The sequence below is a fragment of the Phormidesmis priestleyi ULC007 genome (genome assembly GCF_001895925.1).
GTDB lineage: Bacteria > Cyanobacteriota > Cyanobacteriia > Leptolyngbyales > Leptolyngbyaceae > Phormidesmis_A > Phormidesmis_A priestleyi_A.
In genome coordinates this window covers 17,876-39,619 of sequence record NZ_MPPI01000018.1, presented here as the reverse complement: position 1 = coordinate 39,619, position 21,744 = coordinate 17,876, and the positions used below count along the sequence as shown (strand labels likewise).

The window sequence follows — 21,744 nt, the reverse complement described above, 5'->3', positions numbered from 1 at the left end:
TTGTTGTTTATCAACAATCAAAACAGTGCCACTTTAGGAAGAGTAACAACCCTCAGTTCAGTCCTGTGGTCACTTGTAATACTAAAACTGTGAAGTATTTCAAGTTCTAGGGGGGTGAATTCGATGAAATCATCTAAGCGTTGGTCAGTGGTGCCTACGACGATCGCTGCCGTTCTAGCACTTGCGGGAGTTGCTTCTAGTCAAATTGTGGCAATCTCTCCAAACTCTTCAGCAGTGATGCTCAATGGCACGTCTGGCGGAACCAAAAAAGATTCAAGCTGTGCGGGGTTTGTTGCCGACACCCCTAACCATACAATTCAAGTGACCGCAGATAGCAACCTTCGCTTCAGCCTCAAGGGTGCTGGTCAACCGACGCTGCTGATTACTGGAGTCAAAGGGCAAGCCGTTTGTGTGCAAGCCGATAGTTTGTCGGGCGGCAAAATCGAGATTCCAGGGCGCTGGATTAAGGGTAACTACTCGGTCTATGTGGGCGATCGTGCCCAGGGACGCAATCCTTACACGCTATCAATTACTCCAAGATAAAGTCAATCAAACAGACGGGCAAAAGATTTGACTCTTTTGCCCGCCAACTATTTATAAAAGGGCATGTCATAACTTGCTCTCAATAAGCATCGGCTTCTTCTGGTCGTTGACCTAATCGATTGATCACCTTCACGAGTTCCTGAAAGGCAATGTCTTTCTTACAAAAAGCGTCAACCTTTGCGGTCTGAAGCATCACTTCGGTCTGAGGATCTTCTAGAGATGAATAAGCCAGAATTTTGATATTTGGATGATCTACTTTGATTTGAGTTGATGCGCTCAACCCATCCATCACGGGCATTTGTAGATCGATGACAATGACATCGGGCAAGTGACGATCTGCCATTTCAACCGCTTCTCGCCCGTTGCTTGCCAAACCCACCAACTCAATCCCTGCTTGCCGCTGCAACGCATGCTTAAGGCTCACACGAGTTAGTTCATGATCATCGACGACTAATACACGCAACACTTGACGCTCACAAGACAACATTTGAACCCGAAATATTGAGCTTAATACTTAGGTAGAATGTAGCAGTTTCCACATATTGAGTCCTCTACCGTAAGGATTAACCAGTACTAAGATTCAATATTGCTGAGTCTATGGCAGGTTTTACATCCAGTCTTTGAGCAGAGCCTGACGGCGAGGATGGCGCAATTTTCTCATTGCCTTTGCCTGAATCTGACGCACTCGCTCACGAGAAAGCTGGTAGCGCTCACCGATCTCAGTTAGGGTGTAGTGCTGTCCATCGGTTAAGCCAAACCGCAGCTTAATGATTTCTCGTTCACGATCGCTCAAATGGTCTAACACCGAGTTAAGGCGATCGCAGAGCAGATTGTGATCAAGCGATTGATTGGGCGCTATGTTGTCAGCGTCTTGAATGAGCTGCATCAACTCAGTGTCTTCGTCTCGCCCCACCCAAGCGTGAAGTGAGAGCGTACGCTGGCTCACATCTAAGACTTGTTCTAGTTTGTCCTCATCCATATCTAGCGCCCCGGCAAGTTCTTGCTTAGTAGGCTTACGTCCTAGAGTTTGGGTGAGCGTTTGCCGCACTTTGCGAACCTGGTTAAGTTTTTCGACCATGTGAACGGGGAGGCGAACTGTTCTTGACTGAGACGCGATCGCGCGGGTAATGCCCTGACGAATCCACCAATATGCGTAGGTCGAGAATTTGTAGCCTCGCTCATAATCGAATTTTTCGGCGGCTCTCATCAGCCCCATTGCTCCTTCTTGAATCAAGTCAAGAAAGGGAACGCCACGATTAAGATATTTTTTAGCAATAGAAACTACTAAACGAAGGTTGGCGCGAACGAGTTTGCGCTTTGCCTTTTCACCCTGGGCACCGCCTTTTGCGATTTCTCTAGCAAGTTCGATCTCTTGCGGTTGAGTCAGCAGAGGATAGCGGGCCATTTCTCGTAGAAACATCCCAACTGAGTCATCAGTAAGACCGAGATAATCGCTAGTTTTCCCTTTCACCGATCGCACCAGGGCTTCTGGCTCCAACTCTTCGTTGTCTAAGGCTTCTAGTTCAGTTGGGTCAATGTCGAGATCAACAGGAATTAAGTCAACCGAAGTGGGGGTGGTAGGAACTTTAGTTGTCATTGGGTTGGGTGCAAGGTTGCTAATTTACATTCAAAAATTTGAATCCAACTGTAGCTTACTTTTTGATCATTGTTCACATCTTTTTCAAGAAAGATGAGCTTTTTTGATTGTTTTTTTATTTGAAGTTGTTATTTTTTGCTTATGAGCTAAATTTTTAGCTTTTTTTGACCTAATTCTCGTGTCTTTATGGAAGAAATAGGGGTGGATGTAAGCGCTATAGTAAACGGTTTTGTTGATTAAGGGTGTCGAGTTTAGATCGGGGATGTGCAGATTTAGATCAGAAATATTATGGGAACAAAGATTTCAAACAAAACAAGAGGCAACCGGAGTTGAGCACCCGTTGCCTCTTGCTCATTTCTGCGCGAGTTTTCTTTAGTTCAATCAGTTAAACATAGTGACTTCTCTGACCTCTGACCCCTGACCCCTGACCCCTTATATAGCGGTTGCCTGCTGCGCCATCTCCATAAAGATTTTTTGCGAGCTTTGTTCGGGGCTGCCATTGGTGGGGCGACGCTGAACATATCGTCCGTCGGGCTGCAAATCCCAAGCGTGGCGGTTGTCTGCCAGCATAATGCCGAGAATTTCTTCTAGGTCTTTGATCAGATCAGGGTCTTCGATCGGAACCACCGCTTCGACCCGGCGATCGAGGTTGCGAGGCATCCAATCTGCACTGCCCATCAAGATTTCTTCTTGACCATTGTTATGGAAGTAAAAAATCCGCGAATGTTCCAAAAACCGACCGACCACGCTGACCACGCGAATATTTTCGCTGACCTCCTTCACACCGGGGCACAAACAGCAGATTCCCCGGACGATCAGATCGATCGAGACACCCGCTTGAGAGGCTTCATAAAGGGCAACGATCAGTCTAGGGTCAACGAGAGCATTCATTTTGGCAACGATCCGCCCGTGACCACCATTGCGCTGATGGTCGATTTCGCGGTGAATTAGGGTGAGGAGGCGATCGCGCAAATTGACCGGAGCCACCACTAATTTGCGATAAGACTGCTGACGCGAATAGCCTGTCAAGAAATTAAACAAATCGGTCAGGTCAGCGCCGAGATCGTTGTGACAGCTAAACATTCCCAGATCGGTATAGAGTAGGGCGGTTTTGGGATTGTAATTTCCCGTGCCAATGTGGACATAGCGACGAATTTTCCCTTCTTCGCGCCGCACGACTAACACGAGTTTGGTGTGAGTTTTCAGTCCGACTAGCCCATAAACGACGTGAACTCCTGCACTTTCTAGCTTTCTTGCCCAGAGGATGTTGTTTTCTTCATCAAATCGGGCTTTGAGTTCGACGAGCGCAGCCACTTGCTTCCCGTTTTCAGCCGCCGCGATCAAAGCGCTGACGATCGGAGAATCTCCAGAGGTGCGATAGAGCGTCATCTTGATGGCCAAGACGCTTGGGTCGTGAGCCGCCTCAGTAATAAATCGCTGCACACTTCTAGAGAACGAATAGTAAGGGTGATGCACCAGCAAATCTTGTTTGCGAATCACCGAGAAAAAGTCTTCTTCGCTTTCGGCAAGATCTTCGATATCGATTTCGTTGACTCGTTTGAGTCGGGGCGGTGTCACCGGACTCCAAGGCGGATCTTTGAGTTCGGGCACGGGTAGGTCTATCAGCCCAAACAGATCTCGCAGACAGAGCAATCCTTCGACTTCGTAGACATCGTTGGAGGTTAAGCCCATTTCCTGCATGAGCATTGCGCGGATGCCTTCGGGCATTGAGGGCTGAAGCTCGATGCGAACTACAGAACCTCCAAAGCGGCGTTTTCGCAATTCTTGCTCGATCGCCAGCATCAAATCTTCGGCTTCGTCTTCTTCAAGATCTAGATCGGCGTTGCGGGTGATGCGAAACGGATAGTATTCCTGAATCTTCATGCCTGGAAAGAGCGGATCTAAATTGTGAGCAATCACTTGCTCTAGGGGAACGCCTGCCCAAACGGGAGGGCGAGATTTTGGCACCGATGTGGGCAAATCTTGAGTTTCGATCGGCAACTGAATAAATCGCGGCAAAACTTTGGGCACTTTCACCCTGGCAAATAATTCTTCGTCCGTGATGCCGTCTTTGACCACCACCGCTAAATTGAGGCTGAGACTTGAGATGTAGGGAAACGGATGGCTGGGGTCGATCGCCAACGGGGTCAGGACCGGAAACACCTGCTCCTCAAAATAGGTTTGCAGATAGGTGCGCTGCTCTTGATTGAGATCAATATAGTCAAGCAGATAAATGCCCTGAGCCGCTAATTGAGGGCGCAACGCTTGCTCAAAATGGCGATGCTGCTTTTCGACCATTGGGCGCAGCCGTTGATAGATCATGTCTAAATGCTCTTGGGGGGTGCGCCCATCGGCACTGAGCTTGCTGACCTGCGCTTCGACTTGTTCTTTAAGGGCGGCAACTCTCACCATGAAATATTCATCCAGGTTAGAGCTATAAATTGCCATAAATTTGAGCCGTTCTAACAGAGGAGTGCGAGGATCAAACGCTTCGTGCAGCACTCGATTGTTAAACTCTAGCCAGCTCATTTCGCGGCTGAAGTAATATTGCGGATCGCTGAGATTAATCTCTTCGAGAGCTTTTTTACGTCGGGGCATAGGGGTTAAAATACTTCCTCTTCAAGACCAACCCACCACTCGCCTAAACTCATCAAGTCTTGATGAAGATCTGCCAGCGCAGCTTCATAGTCTTCGGGTGAAAGGGTCGATTGGCGCTCTTTTAATTTGATCAGTCGCAGTTGCGCTAATAGCCAGGGTTTTGAGATGCCATTGGTGGCTTCTATATAATGGGCGAGTTTGTTGCTGTCCATATAGGCTAGGGACTCAAGATCCTGGGATCAGAATTTTTACACAATTACCATATCGTACTCGTTGAATTTGTGGGTGTTATCTAGCACAAGTTGCAAAAAAACAGCCACGATCGCTTCGTGACTGTCTAACTATCCTATCTTTCAACTAAATCTGACTAGGCAGCGAGGTTATGGGCAACAAAGTCCCAGTTGACTAGCTTGTCTAAGAAGTTGTCGATAAACGCGGGGCGCGCATTTTTGAAGTCAATGTAGTAGGCGTGTTCCCACACGTCAAGGGTGAGAAGTGCTTTCTGCCCGTAAGCGAGAGGGTCTTCTGCATTGGGGGTTTTGATGACTTTGAGGGTGCCACCGTCGTCAACGAGCCAGGCCCAACCGCTACCAAACTGGGTGGTTGCGGCCGCCTTAAACTCTTCTCTAAACTTGTCATAGCTGCCGAAGTCTTTGTTGATTCGTTCAGCAACTTCACCCGTCGGAGCGCCACCGCCACCCGCTTTCAGGCAGTTCCAGAAGAAGGTGTGGTTCCAAACTTGAGCCGCGTTGTTAAACACCCCAACCTTGGCCGGGTCTTTAAACGATGCGGTGATGATTTCTTCTAACGGCTTACTGTCAAGCTCAGTATCTTTGATCAGGTTGTTGAGGTTTGTGACATAGGCAGCGTGATGCTTGCCGTAGTGATAATCAAACGTCTCTGCCTTCATGCCATATGGCTCAAGCGCGTCTTTAGCAAACGGTAAAGGGGGCTGTGTAACTGCCATTGTGTTCTATCCTCTTCTAGTCTGGTTTCAGGCTTTGGCGAAAAGACTTCTATTCGCATTCTATACAAGCTTGTCTCCTGCCGCCGATTACTTCACGAGATCGGCAGAAACATAACTACATACTCAATTTTATCGCAAAACGAAGAGGTAATGACTTTAGATTAGTCTGGGATGATGTTGAGCGAATTGAGCGTGAGCTTGCAGCGATCGTGGCTCTGCAAATTTTCAGCGATCGTCAATAGCAAATAGTCAGCGCCCTCGATGCGAATCAGCAGCGAAAGCTCGATCGGTTGGGCTAGATCGTGGTCTTGTTGAACCGTGTTGAGAATGCGAGACTGACGATCGATGGCATCCAAACGGGTGACTAGATGGCGGCAGGGGCGATCGTTGGGCTGAATCTTTGCGGTGAGTTTTGCTCTCGTCTTAGGAAGCGGATTGATGTATAGAAAAGAAGTGGACTGGCTCGCGTCTGAATTGGTCGCCAGATTGAGAACATCCGCTTGTTCCCAAAGTGAATAGCCTGACGTTCTGGTGGTCGCAACCCAATCAAATTGACCGCCAGGGCGCGATGAGCCGACAAAGTTCCGCATGGCTTCAAAGGTGTTAATAGCGGTTGATAAAGAAGTCGATCGCTGCCTTTTATAAATGTTGACTGTGATCCCATTTGTCAACCGAAACACTTCAGGAAGCCGCTTAAAATCTTGAGCAATTTGCCAATGGGTTGCAAAGATTTCGTTGATTACTTTGACTACATCTTGCTCGGCTGGGCGCAAGTTATATTGAAATGGCTCTGCGACGACGACGTATTCTGCTTGTAATAATTGATCGATCGGATAGCGATCTCGCGAGTCAACATCTTCGACTGGCAGCAAATTTAGCACCTGTTTGTGATGCAGAGTTTGGTCTGTGCTAGTGATTATACTCCCGTTAAACAAAGCAGAAGAGCCGCCAATATAGATAGGTTCGTGATTAGGAGTCAGGCTGACCAGATAGCGATTTAACCGCACGACTTCGTTGTAATCTGTTCGCCGCAACGGGGCATTGTTAGCGGCAAACAACTCGCTTAACGGAGTGCCTGTGTTATCCGGAAGGACGCTCATCCCGAACCGAGTGGGACGCAGAAACGTGCGATCGAGTCCACTCACCGGAGCCAGTCCGATGATCAGATTAATGGCTAGATAGGCGACAAAAATTCCTAAAGCGAGCCGTCGATTTTTTTTCAGCGTCAACCAAATCGTCCAGCCAAAGGCAACCAAACCGAGAATAATCAAGGGTGTGAAATGAGTGGTGTAATGAACGCCAATGGTTTTCACCTTGATCACCCACAGCAAAAACAGCATCCCGTAAAACGAGACGATAAAGCGAACGGCAGAACTGGATAAGATGCGAGTTTTAAGCCCGATCGCATAGCCCAAAGCCGCGATCAGACAGGCAACCCAGCCAAATGAGATGCCATAATATTGCAAGCCTTGACCGAGCGAAACCTCGTAAGACGTATATAAACTGCTGAAGTCGTTGTGCAGAATTCGTAGAATAAAGTGCCTGCCGAACAGGACGATCGTTGCCAAACTGACGACCACAATCAGCCCAATGTGTAATCCCCGATTGATCAACTCTCGACCTGCCTGCCGAGGAGATTGCCGCCATTGAGAAGCCGCATCAATTAGCGCTTGCAAACCCAACGCGACTAAAAATGCGATCACGGCATAGGCATAGTGACGACGAAACAAAGGCGCACACCCCAACAAAACTCCGATCGCGACACTCTGCCTGCGAGATTTGAGCCTCACATCTTGCAAATAAACATAGACTGCAAGCGCCATCAGCAACGCGGCTCCGATATCAACATAGCCGCGCAGAGTCGGTGCCCAAGCGATCGGAGTGGCGATCGTGACTAACACTGTTGTCCAGCGAACGTGATTGGGTTGAGCGGTTGGGATGAGTTGAGTCGCGATCGCTGCCAACGTCAAAGTAAACGGCACAAAATAGACGAGTGACACACTGAGAATATAGACTAAGCGAGACTCTCCAAACGCAAATCGCAACGGCAAGAGCAATAGGGTCGGGTATTTGCCATAATCACTTCCAGCCGATCGCCAAGTGCTAATCAGCGCTCGAAGAGGTGAAGTGCGAAAGGCAGATTCCGTTTCGTCAAGCAGCCGTTGATAAGTGGTGTAATCCCACCAATAAAAGGTTTTCTCACTTGAAACATATAAGATGACTAGCGCGATCGTGATTACCAGCAGACCCGTGAACAAACCGATTTGTGAGAGCGATTGGTGGTCAACATTCTTCAGCGATCGGGAGAAAGGGCGCATTTTTTATCGGTCTGAAAGGGGCGATCGTGTCCAAACCACAGCAGAACCGCACACATTTTCAGTTGCTTAGACGATTAATAACTCTGCCCAGCGATAGATATCACTCAAAGGGAGATAGCTCGTGCGATATGCAACTAAGAACCCTCACCCCAAATCCCTCTCCCGCAGGAGCTTGTGTATACACTAATTGCTTCAAGTTCGGATTGCTGGAGGTCGCCCCCTAAATCCCCCCTTCTGGGGGACTTTGACCCCAGACTTTCAGTTTCAAAGTCCCCCAGAAGGGGGGATTTAGGGGGCAGAAGCCGCTCACAACGAAGCGAAAGGACTTATGTATACACGGCAGGAGCGCTGGGTGAAGGACTTTCAACCGATCTCTGGTTCCCTCACCTGCGGGAGAGGGCTAGGGTGAGGGCTGCTTTTGGGCGGTTTTAGGAAAGTCGGACACCGCGTCACCGCATCCCCAGATAAAAAGAATCCCCAATCCACTAGGCATGGACTGAGGATTTTAATCAGGGTGCATCTACCAACTCCTAATTCCAGAGTTTTCGCAGCTTCCCGGAAATAAATGCGCCAGTTGAATGAACTTTCGGTAACGACTTTTCGTCGAGAGTATTCATGCATAAAGCCCTTTGTGCTTTGTGGAAGGCTTCTATCCTGTACTGGCAGGATGCCCATCCCACAAATCATTCAGGATTGCTATAGATTGTGTGCAAGAAGGGTCAAAAATTTGTAATCCTGGAAACAGGAAGTTTTGAAAAATTCTTCAAAAGGTCCGAATTTCAAAGATTTTGCCTGATCTGCCGCTTTTATCAGTGGTTATGAGGAATATGGAAAGTCGATCGTTAAATTTGGGTATTGCTAATAGATTAGGTCTTCTTGGAGAGTAGTTGTGACTCAGGAATTCTATATTTCTGTGACTCCGGTCAGAGAAGACGAGTATTGGATTCGCACAGAACGGGTGTCGCCAGGGGTGCCATTAGCCGAGGAGCTAGTCACTTGGAACGTCGATGAATGGCTGGCACAAGCGGGTCAACTCATGCACGATCCTTTACTGGGGCTGCTGCGTGGGCATTTTCCGGGGCGATCGACGAGTGGCGATCCGGCAGAATCTTCCCTTTCTCATAGCCTGTTGACATTAGGGCAAACTCTCTACAACGCTCTATTTCAAGGCACCATTCGCGATAGCTGGGTGACTGCCCAAGGGGTTGCCCAAAACCGACGCGAAGATCTGCGGCTGCGGCTAGGTCTGCGGGGCGATCGTTTGCCTCGCCTGCCGTGGGAAGTGCTGAATGCGGGAGGTCGCCCCCTCGCCACCGGAACTGACGTGATTTTCTCGCGCTATCAGTCTGCGTTTGCGCCAATGGCGACGGTGTTGCAGTCTCAACCTCTGCCAACTCTAGAGAAAAATCAACCGCTCAAAATTCTCATGGTGCTGGCGGCTCCTACCGATCAAGAAGTTTTGGCGCTCCGACAAGAAGCCAATCACCTGAATGAAGAACTTCAGCGAGAGCAAGCGACCCGATCGGGCAATGCGCCTTTGCCCGCGATCGAACTCACCATTCTTGACCAGCCCGGCAGGGAGCAGCTCACCCAAGCCCTAGAGCAAGGCTGCTATCAAGTTTTGCACTATGCAGGGCACAGCAATCTGGGCGAGTCGGGCGGCGATTTATATCTGGTCAGCGATAAGACGGGGTTAACTGAAGTTTTGAGCGGTGACGATTTAGCGGGTCTGTTAGTTAACAACGGCATCCGCATGGCAGTTTTTAACTCTTGTCGAGGCGTTTACACGGCTACGTCTGACCCGACGAGCGAAGCCGAAAATGGCAACCTGGCAGACGCACTGCTGAGACGAGGTGTTCCGGCTGTGTTGGCAATGGCAGAGCGCATTCCAGACGATGTGGCGCTGACCTTGAGTCGTCTGTTTTATCGCAACTTGCGGCAGCGATCGTCGATCGACCTCAGTTTAAGTCGGGCAAGACAAGGGCTACTGTCTTCCTACGGCTCAAATCAGTTGTATTGGGCATTGCCGATTCTGTATCTGCATCCTGACTTTGATGGCTATTTGCAGCCTCCGCTTGACCCTGATTCCGCTCAGACTCGGTTTGAAGAACGCCCGATCGAGAATCGCCCCGCCGTTCCATCGGCATCCATGCCTTTAAGGGTGACTGCTCCGCTCGATTCAGACGAGATAGATCATTATGAGGAGCCAGATGAAGCCGATCGAGATGCCGTTCTGGATTTGTTTAAACAGCTTTCTGGAGAGACTGCGAATCCTTTTGGAGAGACCTCTGGAGATCAGGCTCTATTTGAGGAGCAGGCTGAACAAGAGCCTAACCCGATCGAGCTACAGCTCAACGGGGCTGAAGACTATATCACCTTGGGCGATATGCTGTTTGCTCAGGGGAATGTAGCAGGCGCGATCGGGGTTTATGGGGATGCAATTCAACTCAGCCCGTCGGCCGAAGCCTACAGCAAATTGGGAATTGCTCTCGAAGCCTATGGGGATCAAATTCCTCAAGCGATCGCTGCCTACCAATTAGCGTTGCGGCTAGAACCCCACTACGAGCACGTTCAGCAAAATCTGCAACGTCTATACAAGACTCACAATCTACCTAATTCAGATTTATCTTCACAGTCAGACCTTGAGACTTTAGGCAGTCAGTCGGCGATCGCGCAACAGGCTCCTGCTCCTATGATCCAACCGTCTCAACCCGCACCCTTTGGGTTAAACACTGTTCCCTTTGAGCGTATTTATGGGCAGATGCCCACAAAGCGAAAGTTGCGTCTGCCTTGGAAATCGGCGATCGCAGGGGTTGGCATCGCATCGGCAGTAGTACTGGGCATTTGGGGAGTTTCTAAGTTTAGCTCGTCACCTAGCTCTAGCCCAGATGACCTTCTACGCCGAATTCCTAGTCTCGATCAGCCGTCTACTAGTCAAACGTCTACAAATCCTGCTAAAGCTGACACCAATAGCCTGACTGGAACTGCTACAACCAATTTTAGCCAGGGCAACTTAAAAGCCGGGCAGGAAGCGGTAGAGGAACTGCTCGATCGGGGCGCTTTGCCTGCGGCGGGATCTGCCTTACAGACGCTCCCGGCAGAGAAAGATGTGCCTGCGACCAGTTTTTTGCGAGGTCGGTTGGCTTGGCAGTTTATGAAGACCCGCAACATCAACTACAGCGCAGTTGATGCCCGTCGCTTTTGGGAAACTGCGGTTAGGAAGCCTGACCCAGGCTACTACACGGCTTTGGGCTTTGCTTACTACCGTGAGGGCAATCTTAAGCGCGCCAGTGATGCTTGGATTCAAGCGATCGCGCTGGACAAAGAGCAGCAAAAGTCTAGACAGGGAGACATTAAAACCCCCTCTCAACAGGCTTTGGTTGCCTATTCAGGCTTGGCACTGGTGGCAATAAAATCTGCACCGGGTCAGCCTGCCGATCGACAGGCTCGGTTCAAAGGTGAGGCGGTTAAGCTGCGCGATCAGGTACTCAGACAGGCTCCTATCCAGTTTCAACCCGATGCTTTAGCTAAAGACTGGCTCTGGAGCGAAGAAGCGATCGCTGACTGGAAGGCTCTATTGGCTGTGAAATCTTGACTATGGAACGTGGCTTATTAAGGTGAAAATTCGCCCTCACCCTAGCCCTCTCCCCAGGGAGAGGGAACTAGAGAATCTAACTCCCTTCTCCCCAAGGAGAAGGGTTGGCGAGGGCTTCGCCCCACTTCGTGAGGAGAGCAGAAGCCGCTGACGAGTTTTACAGGTTATTTAATCCAACGTGAGTTCGATAGAAGTGGTTCACTCCGATGATAAATTTGGGAAGCCCCCTAAATCCCCCAAAATTGGGGGGACTTTGAACCGGAAATTTTGGCTTGAAGTCCCCCAGAATGGGGGATTTAGGGGGCTGAAGCGCTGGAGAACGCAGCGAAAGAACTCATCGAACTGACGTTAATCCACGATCCTAGAGGTAGTTAGAGAGCGATTTTTGCTTGCGAATATCCATTCTGTCTGCCAAGCTTGCGTCGCCCCAATCTAAGGGATGGTTTTCTTCGGCTGGCAACACCGTTACGGTGGGCTGGGATTTAACCGGAGTCGCTCGTCGAAACACCGCATCGGCAGGGGGCTGTTTTGCCAGCTTAGACTCGACTTCTTGAGGCGGCTGATGCGTTGCTATCTCGGCATTGTCAGCAAAGGCTTTTTGGCGTTTGATCACGAGTCCGCGTTGGGGTTTAGCAGACGTAAATTGCTTGGCAAGAAGTAGAGAAGTCACGCCACAACTGACAGCGATCGCGGCAAGCAACCCAAACGAAGAGGCAGGTTTTGCTTGAAGTCGCGGTTTTAGCTGAGGAATTTGAGGTGCGTCTGTCACAATTCCGGGCTGAGGCGGTTCGACCTCGACCGTATCAACGTGCAGCAACCCCGTCACACCGAGCCAGATCATCAGCACCAGCAAGACCCACACTCCGCTCCACACCAGAACGGGATAGCGCTGAACAAATGCCACCAGTTGATTGAGTAGACGCTGCCGATCGACGCTGATCTCAGCACGCGCTCCAGACATCTTTTCTTCAGAACGACGAACAGCACCCTTTGCAAAGAGTGTTTTCCGCTTATTCCCTTTTCCGCTTGTTTTCCCCATGACGCTTTCTAGGAGACTCGTTTAGTCCAATGAGTTCAAATTCTACTGAATAATTTCTCGCTTGGCTAATAATGGACGATTTATTGCGATAAAAAACCTGTCTGACGAAGGAATAACCCTATCGAGTGATGCACGGGTGTAGTAATAACTACATTGTTAAGATTAGTATTACCAACCCACCGTGATCACCCATAGCATAGACCCGATCGCTGCCATTGCAACATGCTGCGGCAATAAATTCCAAATCGGCTGACGGGCAATTTTTTGAGTCAGAAAAACACTCAGCCAAAATGAGAAAATGAATGCTACGCCCTGAAGGAACGCGATCACGGCAGGATCAGCAACAGCAATGGGTAAAGAAAGATTTTGAGTATCTGCGCCAAACGTGGCGATCGTCACTGGAATAACTCGTCCTGCTTCGGTTAAGCCTAATCTTAAATAGTGAGCAAGACTGCTGCCTAAGACGATCGGTAAATAACCATAAGCCAGTTCTAGAAAAGGACGTGGCTTGGCATTAAATAGCCGAATCAAGGCATGGGCGACAAGCGCGATCGCAGAGGGAATCAACAGCGCCAAAACCGACACTCCAGCGTGAATGCCAGAGTTATCGAGCTGTAAATTTAGTCCAAACTGTTGTTCGATTTCAGGCAGTCGATGCAGAAACACCGCACCAAACAGCAAAAATAGGAGGGAAATCTCGGCATAGCTGGGTTTGTGGGTCGTCCAGAGTTCGATGCCGGGAGGTCGAAAATTGAGTTCGACCGATCGATGGGGACAGGCTTTGAGACAGGTCATGCAGAGGACGCAATCTTTGTTGTCTTGAAGTTGAGCCGGGTGAGAATAAACCGGACAGCCACCCGTCTCTAGACCTTCGCCCTTTTGAGGCCCGCCTTTATAGCATTGATAAGTTGTGCAGCTAGCCGAACAAATTCCTTGCTGGGCGCGCAGTTCGACCATCGACAGCTTGGCAAACAAGCCATTCATGCCTCCGATCGGGCACAAATAACGGCACCAAAATCGGCGCTCAAACAGCAGCGAAAAAATCACCGCCCCCGCCGTAATCAGCAGCAGCAGACAGCCCGACAGATAAGCCACATTTTCTAGATTCCACAGTTCTTCCCAGAGCAAAATTAGGGCGAACATCCCAAAAATAAACCAGCCGCCCCACTTTTCGGCTTCTTGACGGGGCCAGGGCTGAAGCTTTCGGGGATAGATCCACAACGAAAATTTTTGGGCCAGTTCGCCATAAATCATAAACGGACAAACCGCACACCACAGCCGCCCCACAAATGGAAAGGCCGCTAACATCAGCATCCACCACCACGCCCAAAAGAAATTGAGCGCCACGTTACGATCGCGGGTTTGGGGGCCCCACATCAGCACCGCTACGACGACGGCAAAAAATCCCAACGTGAAACCATAATTTAGGCGATCGGGATACCAGGGGCTGCGAAGAAACTGCCGCAGTTTGGGATAAGCATTGAGCAAATTGATCCGAAACCGCCGATTTTTGAGACTCGCTGACCAAAACACTTCTTCCGTCAGCTCTGCGGCTCCGTCTGATTGGGTGAGAGCGCGGGCAATCAGGCTTTGCAACTCGATCGCGTTGCCCGGAAAGTCATAGCCTTGCAGACGGCGCAGCGCTTCTGGCGTGATTTTGGGCTTGGGAATGCCTCTAGAGCGGCACAGCAAGCTGAGATAATATTCAATTTGAGCCTGAATATCTGCCTTGCGAACTCTTAACGGCGGAATTTTAATCGTGTGTCCGACCAGTTTTCCGCGCTCTAATCGGGGCAGAATTTTCTCAGAAGTCATCATGATCCGAGCTTCACACGGTCGCGGAGTTGGGGTTGTGCCCTCCCGATCTATGGGCGTAAACTCGCCAGTTGCCAACAGTTGAGCCAATTTTTCTTCTAACTCAACGGGAATCGCCTCTAAGTTATTGAGCAAAATCGTGCCGCGTCCGATCCAATCTAACAGTCCTAGTTTGTTGCCTCGCCCGAATAGCTCTGAGCCATTCGGTTGCAGGGTGTTGCAGTTCACCTGAATCATCGGTTCTTTACGATCGTCCGACCCAAAATGAATCAGTGCCGCCGTATTGTCTTTTTCTAATCCAGGTTCGCCAAAGATCAGCACTGATTGGCGATCGCCAGACGCTTTTTTAATCTCTTGCCGAATTCTCACCGCATAGCGACTGGTGCCGACAATGCCGCGTCTGACCTTGGGCACAACATAGGGGCGCAACGCGCTCTGCCGCTCTCGTTCAAAGGCGAGTTGAGCCGATACCAGTTCTAACTCGGTTGCCAGAGAGCGAGAAAACGTCTGCGAAATCTCTGGATATTGCTGAGTGAGCGCCAGAAATTCTGCACGTGGAATCTCCCACACCACACAATCACTGAGGGTAATGGTGGTGTCTTCAGCAGCAGCGTTAATGAGTAGCTCTTTGAGATAGACGATCGCACCGGGCAGCAAACTGGTCGCTGTGGCAACCCCGGTCTGACTCGTGCGATAGCTCTCAACCCGCCCCGCCTGCAAAATGTAGACCGCCGGAGGAATCGTGTCTTCTAGCACCAATCGTCGATTTTCTTGCACCGATTCTTCTTGAATTGCCGCCGCGATCGCGCCTACTGTCTCGTCTGAGAGCGACTCCAGCACTGTATTTTGCTTTAACCAAGTGATCTTCTCTGCTTGATCCATTGCGCTTTTTAGGTTGTGCGATCGTGGTTCGACACTCACTGATTATCACGATCGCAGAGCCAACACTCGCCCAGAAGATCAATCTTTACGTCTCGCGTCAGCCAATTTAGAAAGTTACCACTCGACCTGCGATCGTTCATGCAGCACTCGCCCATACACCGCCTCGGTTTGCTGTGCCAACTTTGCCCAGTTAAACCGAACGGCTAAATCTTTGTAGGCATTTTCGACCAGCCACTGGGCATAATCAGGGTTCTTCAGCACCTCAATAATGCCCCAGGCGAGAGAGTCTGAATTGTTCGTCCAGGTCACGACCCCTGTTTTGCCATGACGAACGACTTCAGGCAAGCCACCCGCATCTGACACGACCACAGGCACCCGTGCCGCAAAACTTTCTAACGCCACAATGCCGAACGGTTCATAGAGACTTGGAAACACGGCGCAGTTGGCGATCGTCTGAAATCGATCGAGATCTTCGTCGGGCATAAACCCAGTGAAATAGCACTTTTGCCAAATGCCTAAATTCCAGGCTTGCCCCTTGAGATAATCGGTGTTGCCCCCGCCAATAAAGATAAACTTCACCTGAGTTCCCATTGCTTGCAGCACTTTTGGCGCGGCACTGAGCATTACAGAGATGCCCTTTTCGTAGGTCATTCGCCCCACGTAATAGACAATTTTCTCGTCATCTCCCGCAAACCGCCGCCGAAAGGCTTGCAAGTCAAACCCTGGGTGACGCTGCTTTTTTTCAGCCCGAATGCCGTTATAAACCACATCGATTTTGTTCCAGGGCGTGTATAGCGATCGCTCGACTTCTCGCCGCATAAAGTCTGTGCAGACAATCACGCGCCATGCCTCGTATGCCAATCGCTGCTCCTTCTCATTGACATAGCGCTGCGCCTCTGTGTGAACGCCGTTATTTCGACCGCCCTCAGTCGCGTGGATCGTCGCCACGATCGGAATTTTGAACAGATGCTTGAGCGCGATCGCGGCATCGTCCACCAACCAGTCGTGAGCATGAATGATCTCAAACGCGCTTTCCTCGCGAATCAGCTTGCCGCCATGCCGACCCATGCTGTCGTTCATGTTGGCGACCCAGTGCAAGAAGTTTTGGCTCTCGTCTACACTGACCCGATGCACTGCTACGCCATCGACCACTTCATAGTGAGGAGCCTGACCAAACTGCACCGTGATCAGATGAATTTCATGCCCCCGCTTGACCAACTCTGGGTATAGCTCTGCTACATGACGGGCAATGCCGCCCACAATCCGCGGTGGAAACTCCCAGGTCAATACCAAAATCTTCATCAGCCTCAGTCTCGACGATTCTTATTTTCACTTTACCGGAATGGAGGGTTCGGGAACCCTTAAAGCCCCTGTTGTTCACGCATGGGGATGTAAAAGGGGTTCCCGCGCCGAGGTTAGGCGGCAGAGTTCAGGAACAGGGATACAACCAGTGGTACGATTGAACTTGTACGCGAAGAGTCAAATCTCGGTACACCTCTGAACCATGACAGCAAGGTATAGCGTTCCAGATCTGAATCGCGATCTGGGTAAAACTTTGTACGAATCGGTTGAACATACGGTTCATTTTTTGAGTTGTACTTGTTCAAAAACTGGGCAGGGCGTTGTCCAGTGGGCGAGGTGATGTAAGACGGGCTTGCCTGCGATCGCTGCTTGAACCCAGAATTTCCGTCCCTTGAGGGCTGGGGAGTGCGTCAAAGAAACTTGGTAAACCTGCTCACAGACCTTGCCAGAACGCGATAATCTATAGATGTCCCAGGTAAACGGCTCGATCTGTTTTGGATACTAAATCCTAGCTTGATCCTTAGCATTCCTACCTAAAGTCGTCAGTATAGCGTTGTAGTCTCTTAGAGAGAACTGCAATCGTGCGATGTTTCAGCTCAGTCAAGCCCAGTTAACCTGTCCTGATAGTCAACTAGCCCCGTCTGTAGCAACTCATTGACGATGCAGGCACCTCCCCAAAAGTTAACAAACGCTGAAGTGCCCTTACAGATCTTGCTGTTTGTCGATCAGCGACCCAAGGCAAAAGAGCAAATCCAGCAGATTCGCCGCTTTTTGACCGATCTTAGAGCCGACTATCCGTTTGAGCTTCAGGTGATTGATGTTGGCGAACAGCCTCATTTAGCCGAGCATTTTCGCTTGGTGGCGACTCCTGCCCTAATTAAAATTCATCCCGACCCTCGACAGACCTTGACGGGAACGAATCTGGTTGCTCAACTCAAAAATTGTTGGTCACGCTGGCAAGCCTCGGTTGCAGACTTTTTAGAAAACCGGGCTGAGTTAGAAGGCTCTGTGCTCGAAGAAACCGAATCTCCTGTTTCAGATCAGCCTCCAAAGATTTCCTCGATCGCGCATTCTTCTGAATTGTTGCAGCTAGCCGATCAAATCTTTAACCTCAAAAAAGAAAAAGAAGATCTTCAGGCGCAGCTTCAGTTTAAAGATCAGATTATTTCAATGCTGGCTCACGATTTGCGAAATCCGCTAACGGCAGCGTCGATCGCCATCGAAACGCTAGAAATGGGTCATAAGGCTCAAGAGGGGCAGGGCTATCGTCTCACCCCGGCGCTGACTGCTCAGTTGTTGAAGCACGGGCGATCGCAGATTCGCACCATAGATCGCATGATCACTGACATTTTACAAGCCGCTAGAGGCACCAGTGCTGAACTTCAAATTTTGCCGCAAAAGCTAGAACTCGGTGCCCTTTGTCAAACGGTTTTAGAGAATTTAGAAGAGCGCTTCCATGCCAAGTCGCAGAAAGTGGATGCAGACATTCCGACCGATCTGCCCATCGTCTACGCTGACGAAGAGCGAGTGCGCCAGGTTTTGACGAATATCCTCGACAATGCCGCGAAATATACGCCGATCGAGGGCACCATTCACATCTCGATGCTGCACCGCACGGCTCAAAAAGTGCAGATCAGCATTTGTGACGACGGGCCAGGTGTGCCCGAAGAAAATCGGGAACGGATTTTTGAAGATCATTTCCGCCTTCAGCGAGATCAAGCTCAAGAGGGCTACGGGATTGGGTTATCGCTCTGTCAACGCATCGTTCGGGCCCACTATGGGCAGATTTGGGTTGATTCTGTCCCCAATCAGGGCAGTTGCTTTCACTTTACGCTGCCTGTTTATCGATCGCAGCGATAACCCACTGTCAAGGCACTCGATCGCAGTTTGATGGATTATGAACTCATCATCAATTCGATTGGTTTGGGAATTGTTCAGGCTGATTTTAAGCATCAACATCAAAACTACATAAAGAGCCGCAAATCTTTTTAGAAAATTCATCTAACAGTGAATGTTCTTCAGTGGTTTTACTGAAATTCTATATTTAGTGGCCCACGCAAGGTGATTACTTCGATCGTCTCTAATGTAGTTTCTAGGTTGTCAGCTCAATACAATTTATCGTAGGTTTGATGAGCGATGAAATAATTTATATATATAGAGAATTAATTGAATTTACAGTCCTGATCGGGGTAAATATCAGTGTGACGAAGCTAAATTTTGATTATTCAAGAAATAAAGCGAGTAGATCAAAGTTAAATAAATCACATATATTCAATCAGTACTGACTGCTTAAATAGAACTTTAACTAGGACAACCTTCTTCTCGGCCTGAGAATAATTAGCTTCGGAAATAACTTAATCACGGAGTTAGCTAGGTTTTTAATAATACCAAAACCGCATTAATGTTTTTACCTCTTAAGATTAGAAATAAGAGTGAAAATCTCCTAAACATCGCTGTTTGGACAATCAAACCTCTATGAAATTAAGTATAAGGCTTTTATATAAGTATATAAAAATACAGCTTTGCGTTGGCCTTATTGACGTGATTTAGATCACTTTTTAGTCAAGCAAAAGTTTCTGCTGGCTCCATTCACAGCCTTGAGAAGAGACTATTATTCAAGCAATCAAGCACCTTCTATCTTCTCGCTAAGTTCCTACAACTTTCGGTTATTCAAAGATGAGTGTTATTACGGTACTAATTCACGATTAACTCCCCTATAACTGACCGTAATCCCCCTTTCGATTAAGGAACGTATTAGTGGACTTCATTGAAATGAACAAACGCTTTTACATTCTCAAATTTCACACTGTTAGTTTGATGATTCAGCTATCTAGCTGATCTGAATTAGTTTCTGAAGATGCTAGGTTTAATCCCATGAAGAAACATTTGCATTCGGTTGCTCAAAGTATGGGCAGTAGAATGCAAGGTTTTCCGCCAATCCTGATTTGAAGCCCTTATCCAATCGCAGCGTCGTAGGGACTGCTTTCCTAAATGAAGTACGATTCCTTGGAATATCAGCCCACAGATAACCATGAAGTGGGTGTTTACGAGTGTGAGATTCACCTCAAGTTCAGATTAGTTGAGGAAAAGCGGGTGCTAAAAGACCGCGAACAACTCCTAGAGATGCTGCTTGATGCCTTCGCCTGCGGCAGTGATGAATATATGGAGCCTATCCAAGTTGAGGTAGAGGCACAGGAAATTTCTGAAATTGCAGCCTCACCCCAGATGCGTCGTCAGTTGATTCGTCTACGTAACTCTAAAGACTAGGCTCGTGGGTTGCGTTTAACCTGCTTGCACCCTAGATTTTTTATAAGCTTTGCCCGTGATCTTGACGGCTGCTAAAGGCTGCTTTGAGTCACGGGACTTTTTATGGGAGGCTGATTTGTGCAACCCGTCTCGATCGATTGCACAATAGAGACAGTCGATAAGGTTTCTAAAAGCAATGACCCATGCCCTGGCTGACACCAAAAACCTCCTGGCTGATTTGGTTCGTCGTTATCGCTCTCAGGTTGATTATTTAGCCATTCGTTTAGAGGCGGCTGAGGGCACCGATATTTTGCTCAGGGGCACCAAGATTGAAACCCTGAGTGAGGGAATCTCGATCGGAGGGCAGGTTAGAGCCTGCCACAAAGGCGGTTGGGGCTTTGCTAGTTTTAATCAACTGTCAACCCTGTCTGACCGAATTGAAGACGCGATCGCGGCGGCTCGGCTGGTGGGCACTGATGAAACGATTCTTGCCCCGATCGATCCGGTTCAAGACATCTGCACCCTGCCGCTAACGGGCACTGACCCTCGACAGATTCCGCTCGCGCAAAAAAAATCGCTGTGTCAATACTATGGCGGACTTTTGCAATCGGTTAATCCCAAAATCGCAACGGTTTCGGTTCGCTATGGTGACAGCGCTCAGAAAATGATTTTGGCCACCTCAGACGGCACGTTTATTGAACAGTCTTGGGTCGATATTGAGATGCGCTTTGCTGCCACTGCTCGAAATGGAGAAACGGTGCAAACGGGGCGAGAAACGATCGGATCTCGCAAAGCCTATGAAGACCTGATGGGGTTGGATGAGCAAGTTCGCAGCGCGGCTCAAAGAGCCGTTGACTCGTTGGCGCTGCCTCCAGTCAAGGGCAATGCCTACACGGTGGTGATTGATCCGATTTTATCTGGGCTATTTGTCCACGAGTCGTTTGGGCACCTCTCAGAAGCCGATATGGCCTATGAAAACCCAGATTTGCTAGAAGTGATGAGCCTGGGGCGACGATTCGGTTCGCCAGAATTGCAGATTTTTGATGGTGCCGCGCTTGAAGGGCATCGAGGCAGCTATTTCTATGACGATGAGGGCGTTCCGGCAACCACGACACAACTGATCAAAGACGGGGTTTTAGTGGGTCGTCTGCACTCGCGTGAGACGGCTGGCAAGCTCGAAGAGGCTCCTACCGGAAACGCTCGTTGTTTGAACTACCACTTTCCCCCGATCGTTCGCATGACCAACACCTGGATCGAGCGAGGCAAAACCCCGGTTCAAGATTTGTTTAGCGACATCAAGGAAGGGGTTTATGCCCGTAACTGGTTAGGCGGCATGACGAATGGCGAGATGTTTACTTTCACGGCCGGCGAGGCTTGGATGATTCGCAATGGCGAAATTGCCGAACCTGTACGGGATGTCACCCTCTCTGGCAATGCCTTTAAAACCCTGGCAGACATCGAAGGCATCGGCGATGACTTTTATTGGGATGAGTCAGGCGGCTGCGGCAAAGGCGGACAGAGTGGTTTAGCCGTAGGTTGTGGCGGCCCTAGCTTGCGAATTCGAGATGTCGTCGTGGGCGGAGAAGCGATCGAAGACTAGTCTATTAAGACGGAAGTTCAGCAACGGTGGGACAGGCATCTTGCCTGCTGGCAGTCGAGACGACTGCGCCACGAAACGATGACTGGATTTAACGTGAATTCGATGAAGCTTTTCGCTACGGTTGCAAATCTGGGCTGCCCCCAAAATCCCCCAATTCTGGGGGACTTCAAGCCCAGAATTTAGGTTCAAAGTCCCCCAATTTTGGGGGATTTAGGGGGCTGAAGCGCTGAAGAACGAAGCGA

General features: G+C 49.5%; 14 protein-coding genes. 5 read left to right on the top strand and 9 right to left on the bottom strand.

The window, feature by feature from the left end; genetic code table 11:
- Positions 1–123 precede the first annotated feature (123 nt).
- On the top strand, positions 124–543 hold the full coding sequence (locus BRW63_RS15815; RefSeq protein WP_073072646.1) for a hypothetical protein: 420 nt from the start codon (positions 124–126) through the stop codon (positions 541–543).
- A gap of 79 nt (positions 544–622) precedes the next feature.
- On the opposite strand, the gene BRW63_RS15810 is transcribed toward BRW63_RS15815, so the two are convergent.
- The 6 genes from BRW63_RS15810 to BRW63_RS15785 all read right to left on the bottom strand — a co-directional run bounded on the left by BRW63_RS15810 (position 623) and on the right by BRW63_RS15785 (position 8,023).
- Positions 623–1,009, bottom strand: a complete 387-nt coding sequence (locus BRW63_RS15810; RefSeq protein ID WP_223257399.1) for a response regulator — start codon at positions 1,007–1,009, stop codon at positions 623–625.
- A gap of 141 nt (positions 1,010–1,150) precedes the next feature.
- Positions 1,151–2,140 (bottom strand): sigma-70 family RNA polymerase sigma factor, encoded by a 990-nt coding sequence (locus BRW63_RS15805; protein ID WP_073072642.1) that lies wholly within the window; start codon positions 2,138–2,140, stop codon positions 1,151–1,153.
- 432 nt (positions 2,141–2,572) lie between these two features.
- The gene (ppk1, locus tag BRW63_RS15800) at positions 2,573–4,738 is read right to left on the bottom strand and encodes a polyphosphate kinase 1 (protein ID WP_073072640.1); all 2,166 of its coding nucleotides are present in this window, start codon (positions 4,736–4,738) and stop codon (positions 2,573–2,575) included.
- Positions 4,739–4,743: 5 nt separating this feature from the next.
- Positions 4,744–4,950, bottom strand: coding sequence for a hypothetical protein (locus BRW63_RS15795; protein ID WP_073072638.1), 207 nt, complete (start codon positions 4,948–4,950; stop codon positions 4,744–4,746).
- A gap of 155 nt (positions 4,951–5,105) precedes the next feature.
- Entirely contained in the window at positions 5,106–5,705 is a 600-nt protein-coding gene (sodB, locus tag BRW63_RS15790) for a superoxide dismutase [Fe] (protein WP_073072637.1), read from the bottom strand.
- Between the two features lie 161 nt (positions 5,706–5,866).
- On the bottom strand, positions 5,867–8,023 hold the full coding sequence (locus tag BRW63_RS15785; protein ID WP_073072635.1) for a hypothetical protein: 2,157 nt from the start codon (positions 8,021–8,023) through the stop codon (positions 5,867–5,869).
- 889 nt (positions 8,024–8,912) lie between these two features.
- Between BRW63_RS15785 and BRW63_RS15780 the strand changes: the two genes are divergently transcribed.
- Positions 8,913–11,618 carry a CHAT domain-containing protein gene (locus BRW63_RS15780; RefSeq protein WP_083582983.1) on the top strand — a complete coding sequence of 902 codons (2,706 nt, stop codon included), beginning with the start codon at positions 8,913–8,915 and terminating at the stop codon, positions 11,616–11,618.
- Between the two features lie 361 nt (positions 11,619–11,979).
- On the opposite strand, the gene BRW63_RS15775 is transcribed toward BRW63_RS15780, so the two are convergent.
- The 3 genes from BRW63_RS15775 to BRW63_RS15765 all read right to left on the bottom strand — a co-directional run bounded on the left by BRW63_RS15775 (position 11,980) and on the right by BRW63_RS15765 (position 16,656).
- Positions 11,980–12,579: a hypothetical protein gene (locus BRW63_RS15775; RefSeq protein ID WP_143162060.1), complete on the bottom strand. Its 600-nt coding sequence runs from the start codon at positions 12,577–12,579 to the stop codon at positions 11,980–11,982.
- A gap of 246 nt (positions 12,580–12,825) precedes the next feature.
- On the bottom strand, positions 12,826–15,393 hold the full coding sequence (locus BRW63_RS15770; protein WP_244913211.1) for a sigma 54-interacting transcriptional regulator: 2,568 nt from the start codon (positions 15,391–15,393) through the stop codon (positions 12,826–12,828).
- A 75-nt stretch (positions 15,394–15,468) separates the two neighbouring features.
- Positions 15,469–16,656, bottom strand: coding sequence for a glycosyltransferase family 4 protein (locus BRW63_RS15765; RefSeq protein ID WP_073072629.1), 1,188 nt, complete (start codon positions 16,654–16,656; stop codon positions 15,469–15,471).
- 660 nt (positions 16,657–17,316) lie between these two features.
- Here BRW63_RS15765 and BRW63_RS15760 point away from each other — a divergent pair.
- The 3 genes from BRW63_RS15760 (at position 17,317) to BRW63_RS15750 (ending at position 21,502) form a co-directional block, all read left to right on the top strand.
- On the top strand, positions 17,317–18,516 hold the full coding sequence (locus BRW63_RS15760; RefSeq protein WP_073072628.1) for a histidine kinase: 1,200 nt from the start codon (positions 17,317–17,319) through the stop codon (positions 18,514–18,516).
- Positions 18,517–19,647: 1,131 nt separating this feature from the next.
- Complete coding sequence (locus BRW63_RS15755) at positions 19,648–19,923, top strand: Npun_R1517 family heterocyst differentiation transcriptional regulator (protein WP_073072626.1); 276 nt, start codon at positions 19,648–19,650, stop codon at positions 19,921–19,923.
- Between the two features lie 175 nt (positions 19,924–20,098).
- On the top strand, positions 20,099–21,502 hold the full coding sequence (locus tag BRW63_RS15750; RefSeq protein ID WP_073072624.1) for a TldD/PmbA family protein: 1,404 nt from the start codon (positions 20,099–20,101) through the stop codon (positions 21,500–21,502).
- Positions 21,503–21,744 lie beyond the last annotated feature (242 nt).

What these genes read in the sequence shown, in the direction of transcription:
- BRW63_RS15795 (WP_073072638.1), bottom strand. Translation starts at nt 4,950, where the DNA reads ATGGACAGCAACAAACTCGCCCATTATATAGAAGCCACCAATGGCATC.
- ppk1 (WP_073072640.1), bottom strand. Translation starts at nt 4,738, where the DNA reads ATGCCCCGACGTAAAAAAGCTCTCGAAGAGATTAATCTCAGCGATCCG.
- BRW63_RS15775 (WP_143162060.1), bottom strand. Translation starts at nt 12,579, where the DNA reads ATGTCTGGAGCGCGTGCTGAGATCAGCGTCGATCGGCAGCGTCTACTC.
- sodB (WP_073072637.1), bottom strand. Translation starts at nt 5,705, where the DNA reads ATGGCAGTTACACAGCCCCCTTTACCGTTTGCTAAAGACGCGCTTGAG.
- BRW63_RS15755 (WP_073072626.1), top strand. Translation starts at nt 19,648, where the DNA reads ATGAAGTACGATTCCTTGGAATATCAGCCCACAGATAACCATGAAGTG.
- BRW63_RS15805 (WP_073072642.1), bottom strand. Translation starts at nt 2,140, where the DNA reads ATGACAACTAAAGTTCCTACCACCCCCACTTCGGTTGACTTAATTCCT.
- BRW63_RS15765 (WP_073072629.1), bottom strand. Translation starts at nt 16,656, where the DNA reads ATGAAGATTTTGGTATTGACCTGGGAGTTTCCACCGCGGATTGTGGGC.
- BRW63_RS15785 (WP_073072635.1), bottom strand. Translation starts at nt 8,023, where the DNA reads ATGCGCCCTTTCTCCCGATCGCTGAAGAATGTTGACCACCAATCGCTC.
- BRW63_RS15815 (WP_073072646.1), top strand. Translation starts at nt 124, where the DNA reads ATGAAATCATCTAAGCGTTGGTCAGTGGTGCCTACGACGATCGCTGCC.
- BRW63_RS15760 (WP_073072628.1), top strand. Translation starts at nt 17,317, where the DNA reads ATGCAGGCACCTCCCCAAAAGTTAACAAACGCTGAAGTGCCCTTACAG.
- BRW63_RS15750 (WP_073072624.1), top strand. Translation starts at nt 20,099, where the DNA reads ATGACCCATGCCCTGGCTGACACCAAAAACCTCCTGGCTGATTTGGTT.